The sequence below is a fragment of the Acetatifactor aquisgranensis genome, from assembly GCF_943193215.1.
GTDB lineage: Bacteria > Bacillota > Clostridia > Lachnospirales > Lachnospiraceae > Acetatifactor > Acetatifactor aquisgranensis.
In genome coordinates this window covers 77,389-92,957 of sequence record NZ_CALPDH010000025.1, presented here as the reverse complement: position 1 = coordinate 92,957, position 15,569 = coordinate 77,389, and the positions used below count along the sequence as shown (strand labels likewise).

Sequence of the window (15,569 nt, the reverse complement as noted above, 5' to 3'; positions counted from 1 at the left end):
GCCACGGCCCTAAAGAACGGGCACGCAAACGGGGAAACGGAAGCCGCCTTGCAGTATGCCAGGGAAATAAAGCATGAGCAAAAGGACTTCTTAACGGAGCAGGGCATCCGGGGGATTTATTAAAAGGCATCCACACCCAAAACGGGTTTGGAAATAAAAGAAAGGCGAAAGGAGAAACGGACAATGAAAAATGTAAATTGGGTAAGGAAACTTACAAGCCGTAAGTTATGGACGGCGGCGGCTTCCTTTGTTTCCATGATGATTGTTGCAACGGGAGGGACGGAGAACACAGCCGCCCAGGTAACGGCACTTATCATGGCCGGGGCATCCGTTGTGGCCTATATCATTGGCGAGGGCTTGACAGATTCGGCCAATGCCGGGATTGAAGTAGGCGTGGAAATCGAGGATGCGGAAAAGGAAGTGTAAGGGATGGAAAAGCAGGATTTCATAAAAAAAGTTGCCGGGTATGTGCAGAAATACGCCGCCGCATACGGGATTTCCGTGCATAGTCCCATTATAGCCCAGGCAATCCTGGAAAGCGGATGGGGGGAAAGCCGCCTGGCGGCGGTGTACCATAATTATTTTGGGCTGAAATGTGGGACAAGGTGGACCGGGAAAAGCGTGAACCTTAAAACCATGGAAGAGTATACGCCGGGAACCCTTACACAGATTAAGGACAATTTCCGGGTGTACAGCAGCATGGAAGAGGGCGTGAAAGGGTATTTTGATTTCATCCAACTGGAAAGATACCAGAACCTTAAAGGCATCACGGACCCGGCGGAATACCTGGAAACCATCAAGGCGGATGGGTACGCCACAAGCAGCAAGTATGTGGAAAATACCATGCGTATTGTTTCGCAGTACGATTTGCGGCAATATGACGTGAAAGGGGAAATGGACATGGCAAAGACAGCAAGTGCCGTCCTGGCCCAGGCAAGGGCGTGGATAGGCAGGAATGAAGCGGACGGGACCCACAAGGGCATCATAGACGTGTACAACGGCCACAAGCCGCTTGCAAGGGGCTATAAGGTAAAATATACGGATGCCTGGTGTGCAACCTTTGTTTCTGCCGTTTCTATTAGATGCGGATTGACGGAAATCATCCCAACCGAGTGCGGATGCGGCCAGATGGTTGAATTATTCCGTGCCCTGGGGGAATGGCAGGAAAGCGATAGCAGAACGCCGTCCCCTGGGGATGTGATTTTCTATGATTGGGACGATTCCGGGGCCGGGGATTGTACGGGATGGCCGGACCATGTGGGCATTGTTGAGGGCGTGGACGGCGGAAAGATTACCGTCATTGAGGGCAACAAAAACAATGCCGTTGGCCGCCGGGTCCTGGCCGTGGATGGCCGATACATACGGGGGTATGGCGTTCCCAGGTATGAAGAGGAAAGCGGAGAAGATGCCGCCGGAAGCGCAGCAAAGACCGTGGCAGCCATAGCCAAGGAAGTGATTGCCGGAGCATGGGGCAACGGTGAAGAGCGCAAGAAACGCCTGGAAGCCGCCGGGTATGATTACCGGGCCGTCCAGGACCAGGTAAACGCTTTACTGAAAGGGAAAGAAAAGCCCACAAAGAGCGTGGCGGAAGTCGCCAGGGAAGTGATTGCCGGAGCATGGGGCAACGGTGAAGAGCGCAAGAAACGCCTGGAAGCTGCCGGGTATGATTACCGGGCCGTCCAGGATAAGGTAAACGGGTTATTGAAATAATCTGTAAAACAACCGCCTTTTGGAGACAAACAGGCCAAGCAAGGAATAATGATATGTCACGGGATAGGGAACACGTCAAAATAGGCGTGTTCCTTTTTCTTAGAGAAAAATAAAAATATCCCGGAATATGTATTGACATATCCCGGAATATGTAATATAATAAAGACAGTTAAGAGAGATTCTTAACAAATACATGGGCAAGCATAGAAAGGAGAATGGCATGGAAGATATGAGAGAGTTCGTAGCATATTGCAGAAAACTTTTAAGGACCATCAACAATATAGAAAAAGCCTTAGAGGACAAGGACAACGAAAAGGCATTGGAATTGGTGAGGGAATTAAAAGAAGATACTCAAAAAGATATTGAAGCGTAAGAAATAGGGGAAACAGAAAGGGCGGTGGACTTGCCAAAACCGCCCAATCCGTTAAAAATATTATAAAAGGATAGTGGGAAAATGGCAAGACCGAAAAAAGAGGATTTCAACCAGATTAAATACCAAAATGAATTTAATAAGGCAAATTATGATAGGGTGGAAGTCAATATGCCCAAAGGAAAAAAAGCGATTGTCAAGGAAGCCGCAGCGGCAGCAGGGCAGAGCGTAAGCGAATATATAAACCAGGCCATTGATGCACGAATGGGCCTGGATTAAGATGCCGCCCCGGCAGCAGGACAGCCGCCGGGGGCAACTAAAACGGCCATGCCAACCATGGGCGGCGTGAGGGTCCAAAGCCCCTATAAACTGTTGATGGGTTGCACTGGTGCAAAAAGTACCTACCAGGGAAGCATACACGCCTATTCTTCCCAGGTGGGCCGGGAACTAGAAAACCATGCCACGCCCCGGTGAAGTTATCCGGCGTTTAAAAGGTTGTACGACAACACCCGGTATATTGCAAGCTGTCATCCTATAAGCCGTAGGGCGTGATATGGACGGATGGCCGCTTGTGGTATGCGAAACCGCAGATACACCGTAAGAAAAGGAGGAACTTAACATGGGTATTTTGAAAAATCTATTCTCTAAAAAGCAGGAAGCCAAGGCACAACCGCCCCAGGAGGAACCAAAAAGGCCGAAAGGGATAATCAAGACACAGCGGCATAAACTGGAAAATGTGGAAGCCCACATGAAAGAGATTATGGAACTTGTGGAGGAAAACGAGGACTATAAACTTTCTAAAAAGGCACTTATTGAAGATGGCCGGGAAAATGAAAAAATCTATCAATATGAACTATCGGAAAAAGCCAAACTTTTGTTCGGGGGGGCGGAGCCATCCAGGTTTTTGTGGATGACGTACATATTGGCGATATAAAGAAAGGCAGTACGGCCAGGGTTAAGAAGCTGATAGAGAGCGGAAATATAAGGGACGTGGAAACGGAAGTATCTGGCGGAAAATATAAAATACTGAAAAGTTACAAGCGAGTGGGCTATAGTGAAGAATATGAGTTGGACAAATTAGAAGATGCGTTTTGCATCACCATTGAAATCACTTACCGGGAAGAGATTAAAGAGGATGTATAAAAAATAGGACATTGGGCGGCACGGATTCTTTCCGTGCCCGTTTCTTTTGGAGGGATGATTTCATGGGGAAGCACTTAACTAAAAATGATAGGATAAAGATGGAAACAATGCTTAATTCCGGCCATAAGGTAACGGAGATTGCGGCGTATTTGCACGTCCACAGAAGCACTATATACCGGGAAATGAAAAGGGGAGAATATACACATAGAAATAGTGACTATACCGAGGAAGTGAGGTATAGTAGCGATTTGGGGCAAAAGAACCATGATTGGAACGCCCAGGGAAAGGGGCGTAGCCTTAAAATTGGGAATGATATGCCTTTAGCTGAATACATAGAGAATAAAATTGTAAATGATAAATATAGCCCGGAAGCCGCATTGGCAGCAGTAGCCCAAAGTGGGATTGAGTTTAAGACCTCTATTAGCGTGAGGACTTTATACAGATATATAGACAATGGTATTTTCCTTAAATTAACCAATAAGGACCTGCCGATAAAGGGGAAGCGGAAAAAGCATAATAAGAAAGTTAAGGTGCAGAAAAGGGCATCCGCCGGGGAGAGCATAGAGAACCGCCCGGAGGAAGTAAAGGACCGGGAAACCTTTGGACATTGGGAAATGGACACGGTAAAGGGCAAGCAGGGAATTACAAAGTCATGTATGCTTGTCTTAACAGAGCGAAAAACCAGGGATGAAATCATTATTAAGATGCCGGACCAAAAGGCGGCAAGCGTTGTGGAAGCCCTGGACAGACTGGAAAGGAAATGGGGGGATATGTTCCCTAAAGTCTTTAGAAGCATAACCGTGGACAATGGGGTGGAGTTTGCAGACTATGAGGGGTTGGAACGGTCCGTATTGCGTGATGGGGAAAAGAGGACCTTTCTTTTCTATTGTCATCCATATAGCAGTTGGGAGAGGGGCACAAACGAGAATAGTAACCGCCTTATCCGCCGTCATATACCAAAAGGGGAGGACTTCGAGGAAAAGCAGGATAAGGACATAGAGTATATAGAAAACTGGATAAATAACTATCCAAGGGGGATTTTAGGCTTTAAGACTTCCGCCCAACTCTTTGAAGAGGAAATCAAGAACCTGGCCTAAATTTTTTCAAAAAGTTGTTGCATAACTATTGACAAAATGCACTAAGATAGAAAATTAAAATTCCCTCTTGCCAAGGACGTGAAAGTGTGGTATCATACCTTTTGTTAAGGCTGCAACGGCTCCATGGTCAAGCGGTTAAGACATCGCCCTTTCACGGCGGTAACACGGGTTCGATTCCCGTTGGAGTCATATGACTTATCTTAGGTCAGTAAAAGAGCCCGAAAGGGTATGCGGACCTTTAGCTCAGTTGGTTAGAGCAACCGGCTCATAACCGGTCGGTCCTGGGTTCGAGTCCCCGAAGGTCCATTTGAGAGCAATCTCACCGCAGATTTCAAAGAGAGAAGAAATTCTCTTAAAAGTGGTTATAGTCCTGTGCGACAGGATTGTAATAGAATACGGCCCAGTGGCTCAGTTGGTTAGAGCGCCGCCCTGTCACGGCGGAGGTCGTCGGTTCGAGTCCGATCTGGGTCGTTTGCATTCGTTTCATACGGAAGCAGTGGTACGGTGTGTTTCTTTCGGCACATCGTATTGGTCTGTAAAAGGGGTCTTAGCTCAGCTGGGAGAGCATCTGCCTTACAAGCAGAGGGTCATAGGTTCGAGCCCTATAGGCCCCATTTTTGTGCGCTGCGCCGAGAGATGTTTTTTTGGCTTGCGCTGTCAGGATAAATCCGCTATAATTTTCTTAGCACATTCGTCAAAACGATTATTTTCTAATGGATTACAGCGCCAGGGACAATGAATCGGGCATGGGAACAGGGGGAGACATTTATGATTAGAATCATCACGGATTCCGCGTCGGATATCGTGGACAATAAGAGGGAGGATCTGGTGGTCCTGCCGGTGAGCATTACATTCGGTGAGGAGGAATTTCAGGACGGAATCAATCTGACCCATCAGATGTTCTATGAAAAGCTGATAGAGTGCGATGAGCTTCCTGTCACCAGCCAGGTGCCGCCCTTCGCTTTTCAGGAGGCTTTCCGAAAGGCGGTGGAGGCAGGAGAGCAGGTGATTGCCGTTACGCTGTCCTCAAAGCTGTCCGGCACATGGCAGAGCGCCTGTGTGGCCGCGGAGGAATTCGGCGACAGGGTGCGGGTGGTGGACAGCGAGAACGCCAGCATCGGCCAGCATGCGCTGGTGGAATACGCCCTCAGGCTGAAAAGCGCCGGACTGTCCTTTGAGGAGATCGTGGAGCGTCTGGAGGCGGATAAGGGCAGGATTCGGCTGATTGCGCTGCTGGATACGCTGGAATACCTGAAAAAGGGAGGGCGCATCTCGAAAGCGGCGGCCATGGCCGGGAGCCTGCTGTCCATCAAGCCCGTGATAGCGATTCAGGGCGGCGAGGTAGCCATCCTGGGAAAGGCCCGCGGCTCCAAACAGGGCAATAACCTGCTGGCGGAGCAGATTACAAAGACAGGAGGCATTGATTTTGAGAAGCCTTTTGTCCTGGGATATACAGGACTTGACGATTCCATGCTGCAGAAGTATATTGTGGACCATGAAGCTTTCTGGAAATCTTCCGTGGATGCGCTGGAGACTTCCAGCGTAGGAGGTACCATCGGAACTCATGTAGGGCCCGGAGCCATTGGTGTAGCGTTTTTCTCGCTTTATGAGTCATAGAGGTGGATGGGAATGACATATGATTTTGACAAAATGACGGACAGGCGGGGCGTAGGTTCGCTGAAATGGGATGTGCCGGAGCGGGAGCTGCCTATGTGGGTGGCGGACATGGATTTCGAGACTGCACCGGAAATCATCCAGGCGCTGCAAAGACGGGCGGCGCACGGTATTTTCGGGTATTCCGTGGTGACGCAGGACTGGTATGAGGCCTATCAGAGCTGGTGGAGACAGTGCCATCATCTGGAGATGGAGCAGAGCTGGCTGGTCTTCTGCACAGGGGTGGTGCCCGCTATTTCCAGCGCGGTGCGGAAGCTGACCACTGTGGGGGAGAATGTGCTGGTGCAGACACCGGTATACAATATTTTCTTCAATTCCATACGGAATAACGGACGGAATATTCTGGAGAGTCCGCTGGTATACGATGGCGGGGAATATTCCATTGATTTCGGGGATCTGGAAGAGAAGCTGGCAAATCCTCAGACTACGCTGATGCTCCTGTGCAATCCCCACAACCCGGTGGGAAAAATCTGGGACAGGGGGACCCTTGCCCGGATCGGAGAGCTTTGCGAGAAGCATCATGTGCTGGTGCTGTCGGATGAGATTCACTGCGATCTGACGGATCCCGGATCTGAATATGTCCCCTTTGCCTCCGTGTCCAATCTGTGCAGGGACAACAGCGTCACCTGTCTGGCTCCCACGAAGACTTTCAATATCGCCGGCCTGCAGACCGCGGCCGTGATGGTGCCGAATCCGGTCATCCGCCATAAACTGGAGCGGGGACTGAATACGGACGAGGTGGCGGAGCCCAATGCCTTTGCCATAGGGGCTGCGGTGGCGGCGTTTGAGAAAGGCGGGCCGTGGCTGGAGGAATTGAGGGAATATCTGGCAGGAAATAAAAGGCTGGTTCGCAGTTTTGTAAAGCAGCATCTGCCTGAAATCAAAGTGGTGCCCTCTGAGGCTACCTATCTGCTTTGGCTGGATTGCGGCGAGATTACGGAGGACGCGGGGGAGCTGACCAGGTTCATCCGCAGGGACAGCGGCCTGTACCTTACGGAGGGTGAGGAGTACGGCGCCTGTGGCAAGCAGTTCATCCGGCTGAATCCGGCCTGTCCCAGGGAACGTCTGGAGGACGGGCTTAAACGGCTGGAAAAGAGTATACAGAACTGGAAAAAAGAAAAAACGCAGTAGAAAAAGGAGGAGATGGAGAGATGAAATGTATGGGATGTGGTGCCGAGCTGCAGGAGGGCGCGCTGCTGTGTCCGGCATGCGGCAGAGTGCTGTCTTCGGAGGATGTGGCGAAGCAGAAAGCGGAGGGCGGAAATCTGACTAAGAAAGAGTTCTACAAACTGCCCGGTATGAAAGCCTGCAGGGGCAATATCAGGGGCTGTGCGATTATTCTGTATTTCTGTTCAGGGGTGACGATTCTTGCGTCGCTGCTTTTGACGGATACGCTTTCTGCCTCTATCATAGACGGCGTGCTGCTGTTGGCGCTGGGGCTGTGGCTCCAGTTCGGGAAGAGCAGGATATGCGCTATCCTGACCCTGGCCTATGGACTCTTTAATATGATTATGGTGGCCATACAAGCCGGCGAGGTTCAGGGCTGGCTGATTCCCCTGGCGGGCGCGTGGGCTGTGGCATATACCTTTAAGTTCCACCATCTGTGGGGAAAGTATAAGAAAGAGGGAGTGCTTCCCAAGGAGGCAATCAAATAACCGGGTATCAGGGATTCTGAACTATTTTACATAAAATATCCTTTAAAAATTCTTGACAAACAAAGCCTACAAGTGTAGTATGGAATAAAGACTACGCTTGTAGGCCTTTTGCGTACAGAAAATATGGTAAGCGGAAAATAAGATCGGAAAGCGGAGGGACGGATATGAATGACAGGATTTCAGAGAGTGAATGGACGCTGATGGAGCTGCTGTGGCAGGAGGAAATGACCCAGCCCCAGCTGGCGGAGAAGCTGGGAAAGAGATGGAACAAGAATACGGTACATACCTTTCTGACCAGGCTCTGCGCAAAGGGATTCCTCCAGGTGGACAAGGAGCGCTCCCCGCATGTGTACCGGGCGATCGTCTCCAGAGAGACCTGCGAGAAGCAGGAACGGCAGAGCTTTCTGGAGCGGGTGTATCAGGGCAATGTAAAAAACATGGTGGCTTCCTTTGTGAAAGACAGGCAATTGTCTGCCGGGGAGGCCGAAGAGCTGAGGAAGCTGCTGGACGAAATCTGAGGCGCAGGAACAGGGCAGGGAATGCGGGGAGACAGGGGGAGAATCATATGGACATCTGGACGATATTGGAATATACGGCATCCGTCACGGTGATAGGTCTGCTGATATGGCTGATTAAACTGATCTTCCATGACAAACTGGATGCCAGATGGCATTATTTCATCTGGCTGGTGCTGTTGGTGCGGATCATTGTGCCGGTGAGCGCCAGGCCTGTCCCCACGCCTTTCTCCGTTTTTGATGAGATTCCCGTTGGGAAATGGATAGAGATGGGGAGGATTCTGGCGGACAAGAAAGGCTATGGAGAACTGTCTGCCAAAGCCGGCCGGGTGTATCTGTGGGGGGCGGTTATGCTGGGAGGTTTCTATCTGGCCATGTGGGCGATTCTGCGGATACAGGTGGCAATGGCTCCCGGGGCGGATGCGCTGAAGCGCGAACAGATAAATGAAATAGCGTCCAAATACGGCCTGAAAAGCTGCAGGGATATCCGCATCCGCAGGAATGCCGCGCCTTATGTCTGCGGATTGCTGTGCCCGGTACTGGTGCTGCCGGAGGGCGGACTGCCGGAGGAATCCGTCATCGTCCACGAACTGCTGCACAAACGGTATAAAGATGTGCTGGTCAATCTCGGAATCCACGCAGTGCGGGTGGTGAACTGGTTCAACCCGATCGTCTGGCTGCTGACTTCCATAGTGTTGAATGACAGCGAGGCGCTCTGTGACCAGAGGGTGCTGGAGCGCTGCGGAAAGGAAAACGCGAGGCATTATGGGGAATTGCTGATTGGCATGAGTACCGCCGCAGGCGGGGGCGGAAAAAATACTGCCACGATAGGCACTTCCAACATGGCAGGCTCCTATCGGAACATGAAGACGAGAATCCGCCGTATCCGGGATTTCACGAGAGTGCCCGAAAAGATTGGCCTGGTGACTCTGTGCATTACGTTGATGCTGGCGGCAGCGGGCACAGGCAGTGAGGCGCAGGGCGGCTACACACTGGAATTACCGGAACTTACGTCTGAGAAAGACCTGGAAAGAGCCATGCTGTATGCCAGATGCTACCATGCCCGCACCCCGGAGGAGGCAATCTATCTGTTCATCCGCTCATACGAACAGAATGATTTGATATATCGAATGTCCGTGATGCCTGAGAAAGAAATCCCCCGATATGAGGAATTTGCCCGGAAATGGTTCCTGCAAAAGGAGCTTACTGCCCGGGCTGAGGTTCCCCCGGGAGAGAAAGGGGGCTTTCCCTGCTATTTTCCGGAAAAGATTGCGGGCATGGAGGATTATCGTGTGTGCAATCTCCTGTATGATGAAACGGAAGGGACTGCGACAGTGTACGCCATACCCAATGCAAAGCGCGGAGAAGCTTTTGTGGAATGGAAACTTTCGCTGACAAAGGAGGACGGATGGAAAGTCTGGCTCACCGAGGAGAGCGGGATGCATTCCGGGGAATACATCCCCGAATCATTGCTTTTTGGCACAGCGCGGATGGGGGACTTCCTGGTAGAGCTGTCTGCGTATAATGAGGGATACTATGACCAGCTTGGGGCACTCCAAACCGCAGGGTTCTTAGCTTTTTCGCAAAAGGAAGAGGAGAGCGAGACCTGTCCGACATACTTTTCCGCGGAATATAAGTACAGATGCTTGTATCTTACCTACCTGGGAGAAGAGTCGCTGGAGGGGCATGCCGTGAAAGTCACGGTCGGAGAAACAGACTTAGATGAAAGTCGGGAACAGCCATGGATTATGGCAGGAGCAGAGCCGCCTGTGCCGGAAGAGAAAGTCAGGACGCTCACTTACAGTTACGGTGACGGCAACGGAAACGGCAGAGCGGCATTTGACGGAGCAGAACTGATGACAGGTGAGCCCAGGCTCATATACGGAGTCGGAGACGGCTATTCGGAGCCTGGCCTGTGCTGGAAAGAAAGTGACAAAATAGTCTCTTATGTCCGGATTTATGTGGACGATGTGCTGGCAGAAGAGGGTGAGATACAAAGCAAAAATCTGTGAGCCGGAGGCGGGGAATTTGTGGAGGAGCGGCTGGAAGAGAGGGATTGACATGGAACGGGCATCCTTGAAATATTTAAAATGGGGAATGGTATTTGCTTTCCTGAATATTCATATCGGAACTTTGAACCTGCTGCCGGATTTCGCGGGAATGCTCTTATTCTACGCCTCCATACGGAGCCATGCCAGGCAGACACAGCCGGAGCAAAGACTGAGGCCTTTGCTTCTGGTACTGGCAGCGGATTATTTCCTGCACTGGATATGGCCCTTTGAGAACGGTCTGGAAGGTCTTCTGATGCTGGTTATCTCTATTTACACAATCTATGTGCTTTTAGGAGAAGTGGCAGGCAGAATCAAAGAACATCAGCCGGACAGCGCAAAACGGATCTGTTTCCTTCGGGGCTGGGCAATCCTGCTGCAGATGGCTGCTTTTTTCTTATCACCCTATGAATATGGGACAGTGGACGGCGTGATAGGGACTGCCATGGTCATGATGTGGATTGGGCTGATGGTAGTCATATCGGGAATTTCGCCGGAAGATATCATGGAAACAAATCTGTGGTAATCAGGCGGAAAGGGCCTGATCCCTTTCCGCCAAATCATCAACCCCCTGCTTCCACAGGCGAATACAAGCTCTCCAGCTTCTTCAGATACCGATACCGTTCCTTCGCCTGCGCTGCGGCTTTCCGGAACAGTTCCTGCGCCTCCTCCGGGCGGAAGCGGCGCAGGGCGTCATAGCGGATTTCTCCGTCCAGGAATGTTTCGTATTCCAGCTTCGGCTCCCCGCTGTCCAGCACGAAAGGATTCTTCCCCTGCTGCCGCAGGGCGGGGTTGAAGCGGAACAGGTGGTAATATCCTGCGTCTACGGCCTTTTTTGCCTCATGGGGCGTGCTCCCTAAGCCTGCCCGGATGCCGTGGGCGATACAGGTGGCGTAGGCGATTACAAGGGAGGGGCCCGGGTAAGCGGCGGCTTCCGTTATAGCCTTTACGGTCTGGTTCAGGTCGGCGCCCATGGCAATCTGTGCCACATAGACGTTTCCGTAGGTCATGGCCATGGAGGCCAGGTCTTTCTTCCGGGTCTGTTTGCCGCCGGAGATGAATTTGGCGGTAGAACCGGTGGGCGTGGCTTTGGAGGCCTGGCCGCCGGTGTTGGAATAGACTTCGGTATCCAGCACCAGGATGTTGATGTTTTTTCCGCTGGCCAGCACATGGTCCAGGCCGCCGAAGCCGATGTCATAGGCCCAGCCGTCTCCGCCGATGACCCACTGGACAGTGTCCGGGGCCTTGGATGGAGCTTTCCCATGGGCAGGAACAGAACTGCCGTCGGAGGTGGCGGGCTGTACCATAATGCCGCGCTCGGAAGATGATGCCTGTTTATGGGCCGTACCGCGTCTGCTGATTACTTCCTGAGCCATCAGCATGCCGAAGCCGAATTCCGCCGCGTCCTCGAAGAGGGAATTGGACCAGGCAGGGCCTTGACCGTTTTGGTCAACAGCATATGCGCAGGAGGGCGCTGAGTTGCCCCAGATGGAGCTGCAGCCGGTGGCATTGGCGATATACATGCGGGGGCCGAAGAGCTGGGTCAGGAGCTTCACATAGGAGGTTTCCCCGCAGCCCGCGCAGGCTCCCGAGAATTCCATCAGGGGGCGCAGGAACTGGCTGCCTTTCACGGTGTCCGGCCGGAATTTTTCCACGGCTTCTTTGCAGGGCAGCAGGGGCTTGCAGTAGTCGAAGACCTCCTGTTGCCTTAAAAGCTCCTCTTCCGCAAGGCGGATGACAGGGACCATTTCCAGCGCTTTGGCAGGCTCTTCTCCGGGACTCCTGCGTTTTCCGGGACAGATGGCGGCGCAGGTGCCGCAGCCGGTGCAGTCGGCCCGGGAGACGGTGATGGCAAAGGAAGAGCCGTCCAGGCCCAGCATGGGAACGCTCTTCATGCCCTCGGGCGCAGCCTCCAGCTCCTCCTTTGACAGGGCTGCCGGGCGGATGACCGCATGGGGGCAGACGAAAGAGCAGCGGGCGCACTGGATGCAGTTTTCCGGCTTCCACACAGGCAGCTCCGTGGCCACGCTGCGCCTCTCGTGGGCCGTGCTTCCGGGAGGGGTGCAGCCGTTGGCATAGGGGAGGAAAGCGGATACCGGCAGTTCATTGCCTCGCTGGTCGGTCACGGGCTGCTGGATGTTCCTGACGAAAGCCATCATCTCAGGACGGTCGGGGTAGCACAGGTTGTCCAGCGGGGAGCGGGAATGCGCGCCGTGCCCGCAGCGCTTCCAGCTGTCAGGGACCGGAATCTGCCTCACTTCCAGAAAGCCTCTGTCGATGGCCTGTCTGTTCATTTCCAAAATATTTCCGCCGCTTTTGCCATAACTTTTTTCCGCCGCCTGTTTCATCTTGTTTTTGGCGTCCTCCGGCGCCAGAAGTCCTGACACGGCAAAGAAAGCGGCCTGCAGGATGGTGCTGGTCTTATTGTTCAGGCCGATTTCCTTGCCGATTCCCAGGGCATCTATGACGAAAAAACGTATATCATGTTCCGCCAGATAGGCTTTTGTCCCATCCGGCAGATAATCTTCCAGTTCCTCTGGCACGGATTCTGTTTTCCCGGAAATACGGTTCCGGGTGCTTGCGCTTTCTTCCGGGAAATGGAAGTTGAGCAGGAAAACGCCGCCGTCTTTCAGTTCCTGCGCCATGTCGTATTTATGCAGATACACCGGATTCTGGCAGGCTACGAAATCAGCCCTGCGTACAGTATAGGCGCTGCGGATGGGGCTTTTCCCAAAGCGCAGATGGGAGATAGTCAGGCCCCGGGATTTTTTGGAATCATATTCAAAATACCCTTGGGCCGTCATGTCCGTATGGTTGCCGATGATTTTGATGGCGTTCTTGGTGGCGCTGACCGTTCCGTCTCCGCCCAGTCCCCAGAACTTGCAGGAGACGATGTCCGCCGGGGCGGTATCGTGGATGGGGGGCACATCCAGGGACAGGCGGGTCACATCGTCCGTGATGCCTACCGTGAAAAAGGGTTTGGAGCGGTTCCCGTAAACCGCCGCAATCTGGGCCGGGGTGGTGTCCTTGGAGCTCAGGCCGTAGCGGCCGGAGAAGATTCGTATCGTACAGGTGTTTCCGCCCGCCGGGAGAGGACATCGCGCGGACTCTGCGCAGGCTGCCGGGTCAGTGTGTGCCGCCGGACTGGGGCAGGCCGGCATGCCGGAAACAGGTATTCCCTGCTGGACCAGCGCCGCCACCACATCCAGATACAGGGGCTCCCCGGCGGCGCCCGGCTCCCTGGTGCGGTCCAGCACCGTAATCCGGCGGGCGGTTTTTGGCAGTTTCTCCGCCAGATGGCGGCTGCTGAAAGGCCGGTAGAGATGCACGTTGATCAGGCCGTATTTTTCTCCGGGGACGCTGTCGATATATTCCTTTATGGTCTCGCAGACGCTGCCCATGGCGATGACGACATGCTCCGCCTCCGGGGAGCCGTAGTAGTCGAACAGGCCGTAGTCAGTGCCAAGGCGCGCATTGATTTTGGAAAGCTGCCGCTCCACGATTTCGGGCAGAGCCAGATAATAGGGATTGGATGCCTCCCTGGCCTGGAAGAAGATATCGGGATTCTGTGCGGAACCATACACTTTTCCGTGCGACGGATGCAAAGACCGCTCCCGGAAACGCGTCAGCGAATCTGGAAGAGTGGATGCATGTGTTGCGTGTTCCGGGCAGGATTTCTCCTCACTCCCGTACAGCATGGCTTTGAGCTCATCATAGTCCCAGACCTGTATCTTGTGCAATTCATGGGAAGTGCGGAAGCCGTCAAAGAAATTCAGGAAAGGAATCCGCCCCTCAATAGCCGCCAGATGGGCCACAGGGGACAGGTCCATGACCTCCTGCACGCTGGCCTCTGAAAAAATGGCCATGCCTGTCTGCCTGCAGGCGTAGACATCGGAATGGTCGCCGAAGATGGACAGGGCGTGGGTGGCGATGGTCCTGGCAGCCACGTGGACGACTCCGGGCAGCAGTTCGCCTGCCATGCGGTAGAGACCCGGCAGCATGAGGAGCAGTCCCTGGGAAGCGGTGAAAGTGGTGGCCAGGGTGCCCGCCAGCAGCGCGCCGTGGACGGCGGAGGCCGCGCCGGCTTCGGACTGCATCTGGGAGACCACCATGGTCTGGCCGTGTATATTCTTTCTGCCCTGACCCGCCCATTCATCCACAAGCTCTGCCATAGGAGAGGAGGGGGTGATGGGATAGATGGCGGCTGCCTCGCTGTAGGCATAGGCTACATGGGCGGCTGCCTGATTGCCGTCCATGGTCTGGAGCGGGCGGGACAGGGGACGGGTTTCCTGGTTGGATATATTATCGCACATAAAAATGACCTCCGGTAATAGGATAAGTTTCGTTTTCCTTATCTTTTCCCGGAGGCTTTTCGTTTATGCTCTGATTCAGGATGATAATACCGTAAAGTTTATTTCAGGAAACCGTTTACAATCTGCGCTTCCGCCTCCGCTTCCGTGAGCCCTAAGGTCATCAGCTTGGTGATCTGCTCTCCGGCAATCTTACCGATGGCGGCTTCGTGGATCAGCTCCGCGTCCAGATTGGCGGCGGTAATCTCGGGAATGGCGCTGATGTGGGCACGGTCCATGATGATGCCGTCGCATTCGGAGTGGCCGGTGCAGCGGTTGTTTCCGTTGATTTTGGAGTAGAAGACCTGCCTGGAGTCGTCCTTGGCCACGGAGCGGGAGATGATGTTGGCGCTGGAGCCCTTCCCGTCCAGATCCACCTGGAAAGAGGTCTCGGCTACTTGGCTGCCATGGGTCATGAGCTTTTCGGTGACTACAATCCTGGCGCCGTCCGCCAGCTTCGCGCCGGTGAAGCGCTTGGTGGAGTCCACGCCTTTGATCTGGACGGTCTCCATCTCCATGAAGCTGTTCTCGCCTACTTCTACCATTGTCTTGGGATTCATGATGCGGCTGCCGCTTCCGTCGCCGCTGCCGTAATGCTTCTCCACGTATTTTACATGGGAATTCTTTCCTATATAGAAGCTGTGGAGCCCGTCATGGCGGCTGTCGCTGTCTCCGCCATTGTGGATGCCGCATCCGGCCACGATGATTACGTCGCAGTCGTCTCCCACGTAGAAATCGTTGTAGACCATCTCGGTCAATCCGCTCTGGCTCAGGACTACCGGGATGTGCACGCTCTCTTTTTTGGTCCCGGGCTTGATGATGATGTCGATGCCCTGTTTGTCTTCCTTTGTCACGATATCGATATGGGCGGTGGTGGAGCGCTCCACGCTCTGGCCATTGGCACGGATATTGTAGGCTCCGGCGGGCATCTCGTGCAGCCCGGCCACCTGCTCCAGTAAAGTTTTCTGTATCTCGTCCATAGAATTTCCCCGCTTCTTTGATGAAATT

General features: G+C 53.3%; 15 protein-coding genes and 4 tRNA genes. 17 read left to right on the top strand and 2 right to left on the bottom strand.

From position 1 onward, the window contains the following. Positions 1 to 183 precede the first annotated feature (183 nt). From NFS35_RS20130 to NFS35_RS20050, 17 genes are all read left to right on the top strand, one after another. Positions 184 to 426, top strand: coding sequence for a hypothetical protein (locus tag NFS35_RS20130; protein WP_135990101.1), 243 nt, complete (start codon positions 184 to 186; stop codon positions 424 to 426). Positions 427 to 429: 3 nt separating this feature from the next. Next, positions 430 to 1,710, top strand: a complete 1,281-nt coding sequence (locus tag NFS35_RS20125) for a glucosaminidase domain-containing protein (RefSeq protein WP_251208870.1) — start codon at positions 430 to 432, stop codon at positions 1,708 to 1,710. A gap of 220 nt (positions 1,711 to 1,930) precedes the next feature. Then, the gene (locus NFS35_RS20120) at positions 1,931 to 2,083 is read left to right on the top strand and encodes a hypothetical protein (RefSeq protein ID WP_251208869.1); all 153 of its coding nucleotides are present in this window, start codon (positions 1,931 to 1,933) and stop codon (positions 2,081 to 2,083) included. An 81-nt stretch (positions 2,084 to 2,164) separates the two neighbouring features. Then, a complete protein-coding gene (locus tag NFS35_RS20115) occupies positions 2,165 to 2,359 on the top strand; it encodes a hypothetical protein (protein WP_135990103.1) in 195 nt (64 codons plus the stop codon). Between the two features lie 340 nt (positions 2,360 to 2,699). Next, positions 2,700 to 3,014: a hypothetical protein gene (locus NFS35_RS20110; RefSeq protein ID WP_251208868.1), complete on the top strand. Its 315-nt coding sequence runs from the start codon at positions 2,700 to 2,702 to the stop codon at positions 3,012 to 3,014. Further along, positions 2,987 to 3,223: a hypothetical protein gene (locus NFS35_RS20105; RefSeq protein ID WP_251208867.1), complete on the top strand. Its 237-nt coding sequence runs from the start codon at positions 2,987 to 2,989 to the stop codon at positions 3,221 to 3,223. Before NFS35_RS20110 ends, NFS35_RS20105 begins: the two co-directional genes overlap by 28 nt. Positions 3,224 to 3,285: 62 nt before the next feature. After that, complete coding sequence (locus NFS35_RS20100; protein ID WP_251208866.1) at positions 3,286 to 4,320, top strand: IS30 family transposase; 1,035 nt, start codon at positions 3,286 to 3,288, stop codon at positions 4,318 to 4,320. A gap of 117 nt (positions 4,321 to 4,437) precedes the next feature. Beyond that, a tRNA-Glu gene (locus NFS35_RS20095) sits at positions 4,438 to 4,509 on the top strand. 43 nt (positions 4,510 to 4,552) lie between these two features. Then, positions 4,553 to 4,626: transfer RNA gene (locus NFS35_RS20090), tRNA-Ile, on the top strand. Between the two features lie 91 nt (positions 4,627 to 4,717). Then, positions 4,718 to 4,791, top strand: a tRNA-Asp gene (locus tag NFS35_RS20085). Between the two features lie 70 nt (positions 4,792 to 4,861). Next, positions 4,862 to 4,934: transfer RNA gene (locus tag NFS35_RS20080), tRNA-Val, on the top strand. Positions 4,935 to 5,088: 154 nt separating this feature from the next. Further along, on the top strand, positions 5,089 to 5,937 hold the full coding sequence (locus NFS35_RS20075; protein ID WP_251208865.1) for a DegV family protein: 849 nt from the start codon (positions 5,089 to 5,091) through the stop codon (positions 5,935 to 5,937). Positions 5,938 to 5,949: 12 nt separating this feature from the next. After that, positions 5,950 to 7,125, top strand: a complete 1,176-nt coding sequence (locus NFS35_RS20070; RefSeq protein ID WP_251208864.1) for a MalY/PatB family protein — start codon at positions 5,950 to 5,952, stop codon at positions 7,123 to 7,125. Between the two features lie 20 nt (positions 7,126 to 7,145). Next, positions 7,146 to 7,649, top strand: a complete 504-nt coding sequence (locus NFS35_RS20065; RefSeq protein WP_251208863.1) for a hypothetical protein — start codon at positions 7,146 to 7,148, stop codon at positions 7,647 to 7,649. A 164-nt stretch (positions 7,650 to 7,813) separates the two neighbouring features. Continuing rightward, positions 7,814 to 8,167, top strand: a complete 354-nt coding sequence (locus tag NFS35_RS20060) for a BlaI/MecI/CopY family transcriptional regulator (RefSeq protein ID WP_251208862.1) — start codon at positions 7,814 to 7,816, stop codon at positions 8,165 to 8,167. 47 nt (positions 8,168 to 8,214) lie between these two features. Continuing rightward, entirely contained in the window at positions 8,215 to 10,176 is a 1,962-nt protein-coding gene (locus NFS35_RS20055) for a M56 family metallopeptidase (protein WP_251208861.1), read from the top strand. After that, positions 10,151 to 10,738: a hypothetical protein gene (locus NFS35_RS20050; RefSeq protein WP_251208860.1), complete on the top strand. Its 588-nt coding sequence runs from the start codon at positions 10,151 to 10,153 to the stop codon at positions 10,736 to 10,738. The genes NFS35_RS20055 and NFS35_RS20050 overlap by 26 nt, the downstream gene beginning before the upstream one ends. A 37-nt stretch (positions 10,739 to 10,775) precedes the next feature. Here NFS35_RS20050 and nifJ read toward each other — a convergent pair whose 3' ends face one another. Together nifJ and NFS35_RS20040 are read right to left on the bottom strand one after the other, a co-directional pair. Further along, positions 10,776 to 14,489 carry a pyruvate:ferredoxin (flavodoxin) oxidoreductase gene (gene nifJ / locus NFS35_RS20045; RefSeq protein ID WP_251208872.1) on the bottom strand — a complete coding sequence of 1,238 codons (3,714 nt, stop codon included), beginning with the start codon at positions 14,487 to 14,489 and terminating at the stop codon, positions 10,776 to 10,778. A gap of 134 nt (positions 14,490 to 14,623) precedes the next feature. Continuing rightward, positions 14,624 to 15,541 carry a SufB/SufD family protein gene (locus NFS35_RS20040; protein WP_251208859.1) on the bottom strand — a complete coding sequence of 306 codons (918 nt, stop codon included), beginning with the start codon at positions 15,539 to 15,541 and terminating at the stop codon, positions 14,624 to 14,626. Between the last annotated feature and the right edge of the window lie 28 nt (positions 15,542 to 15,569).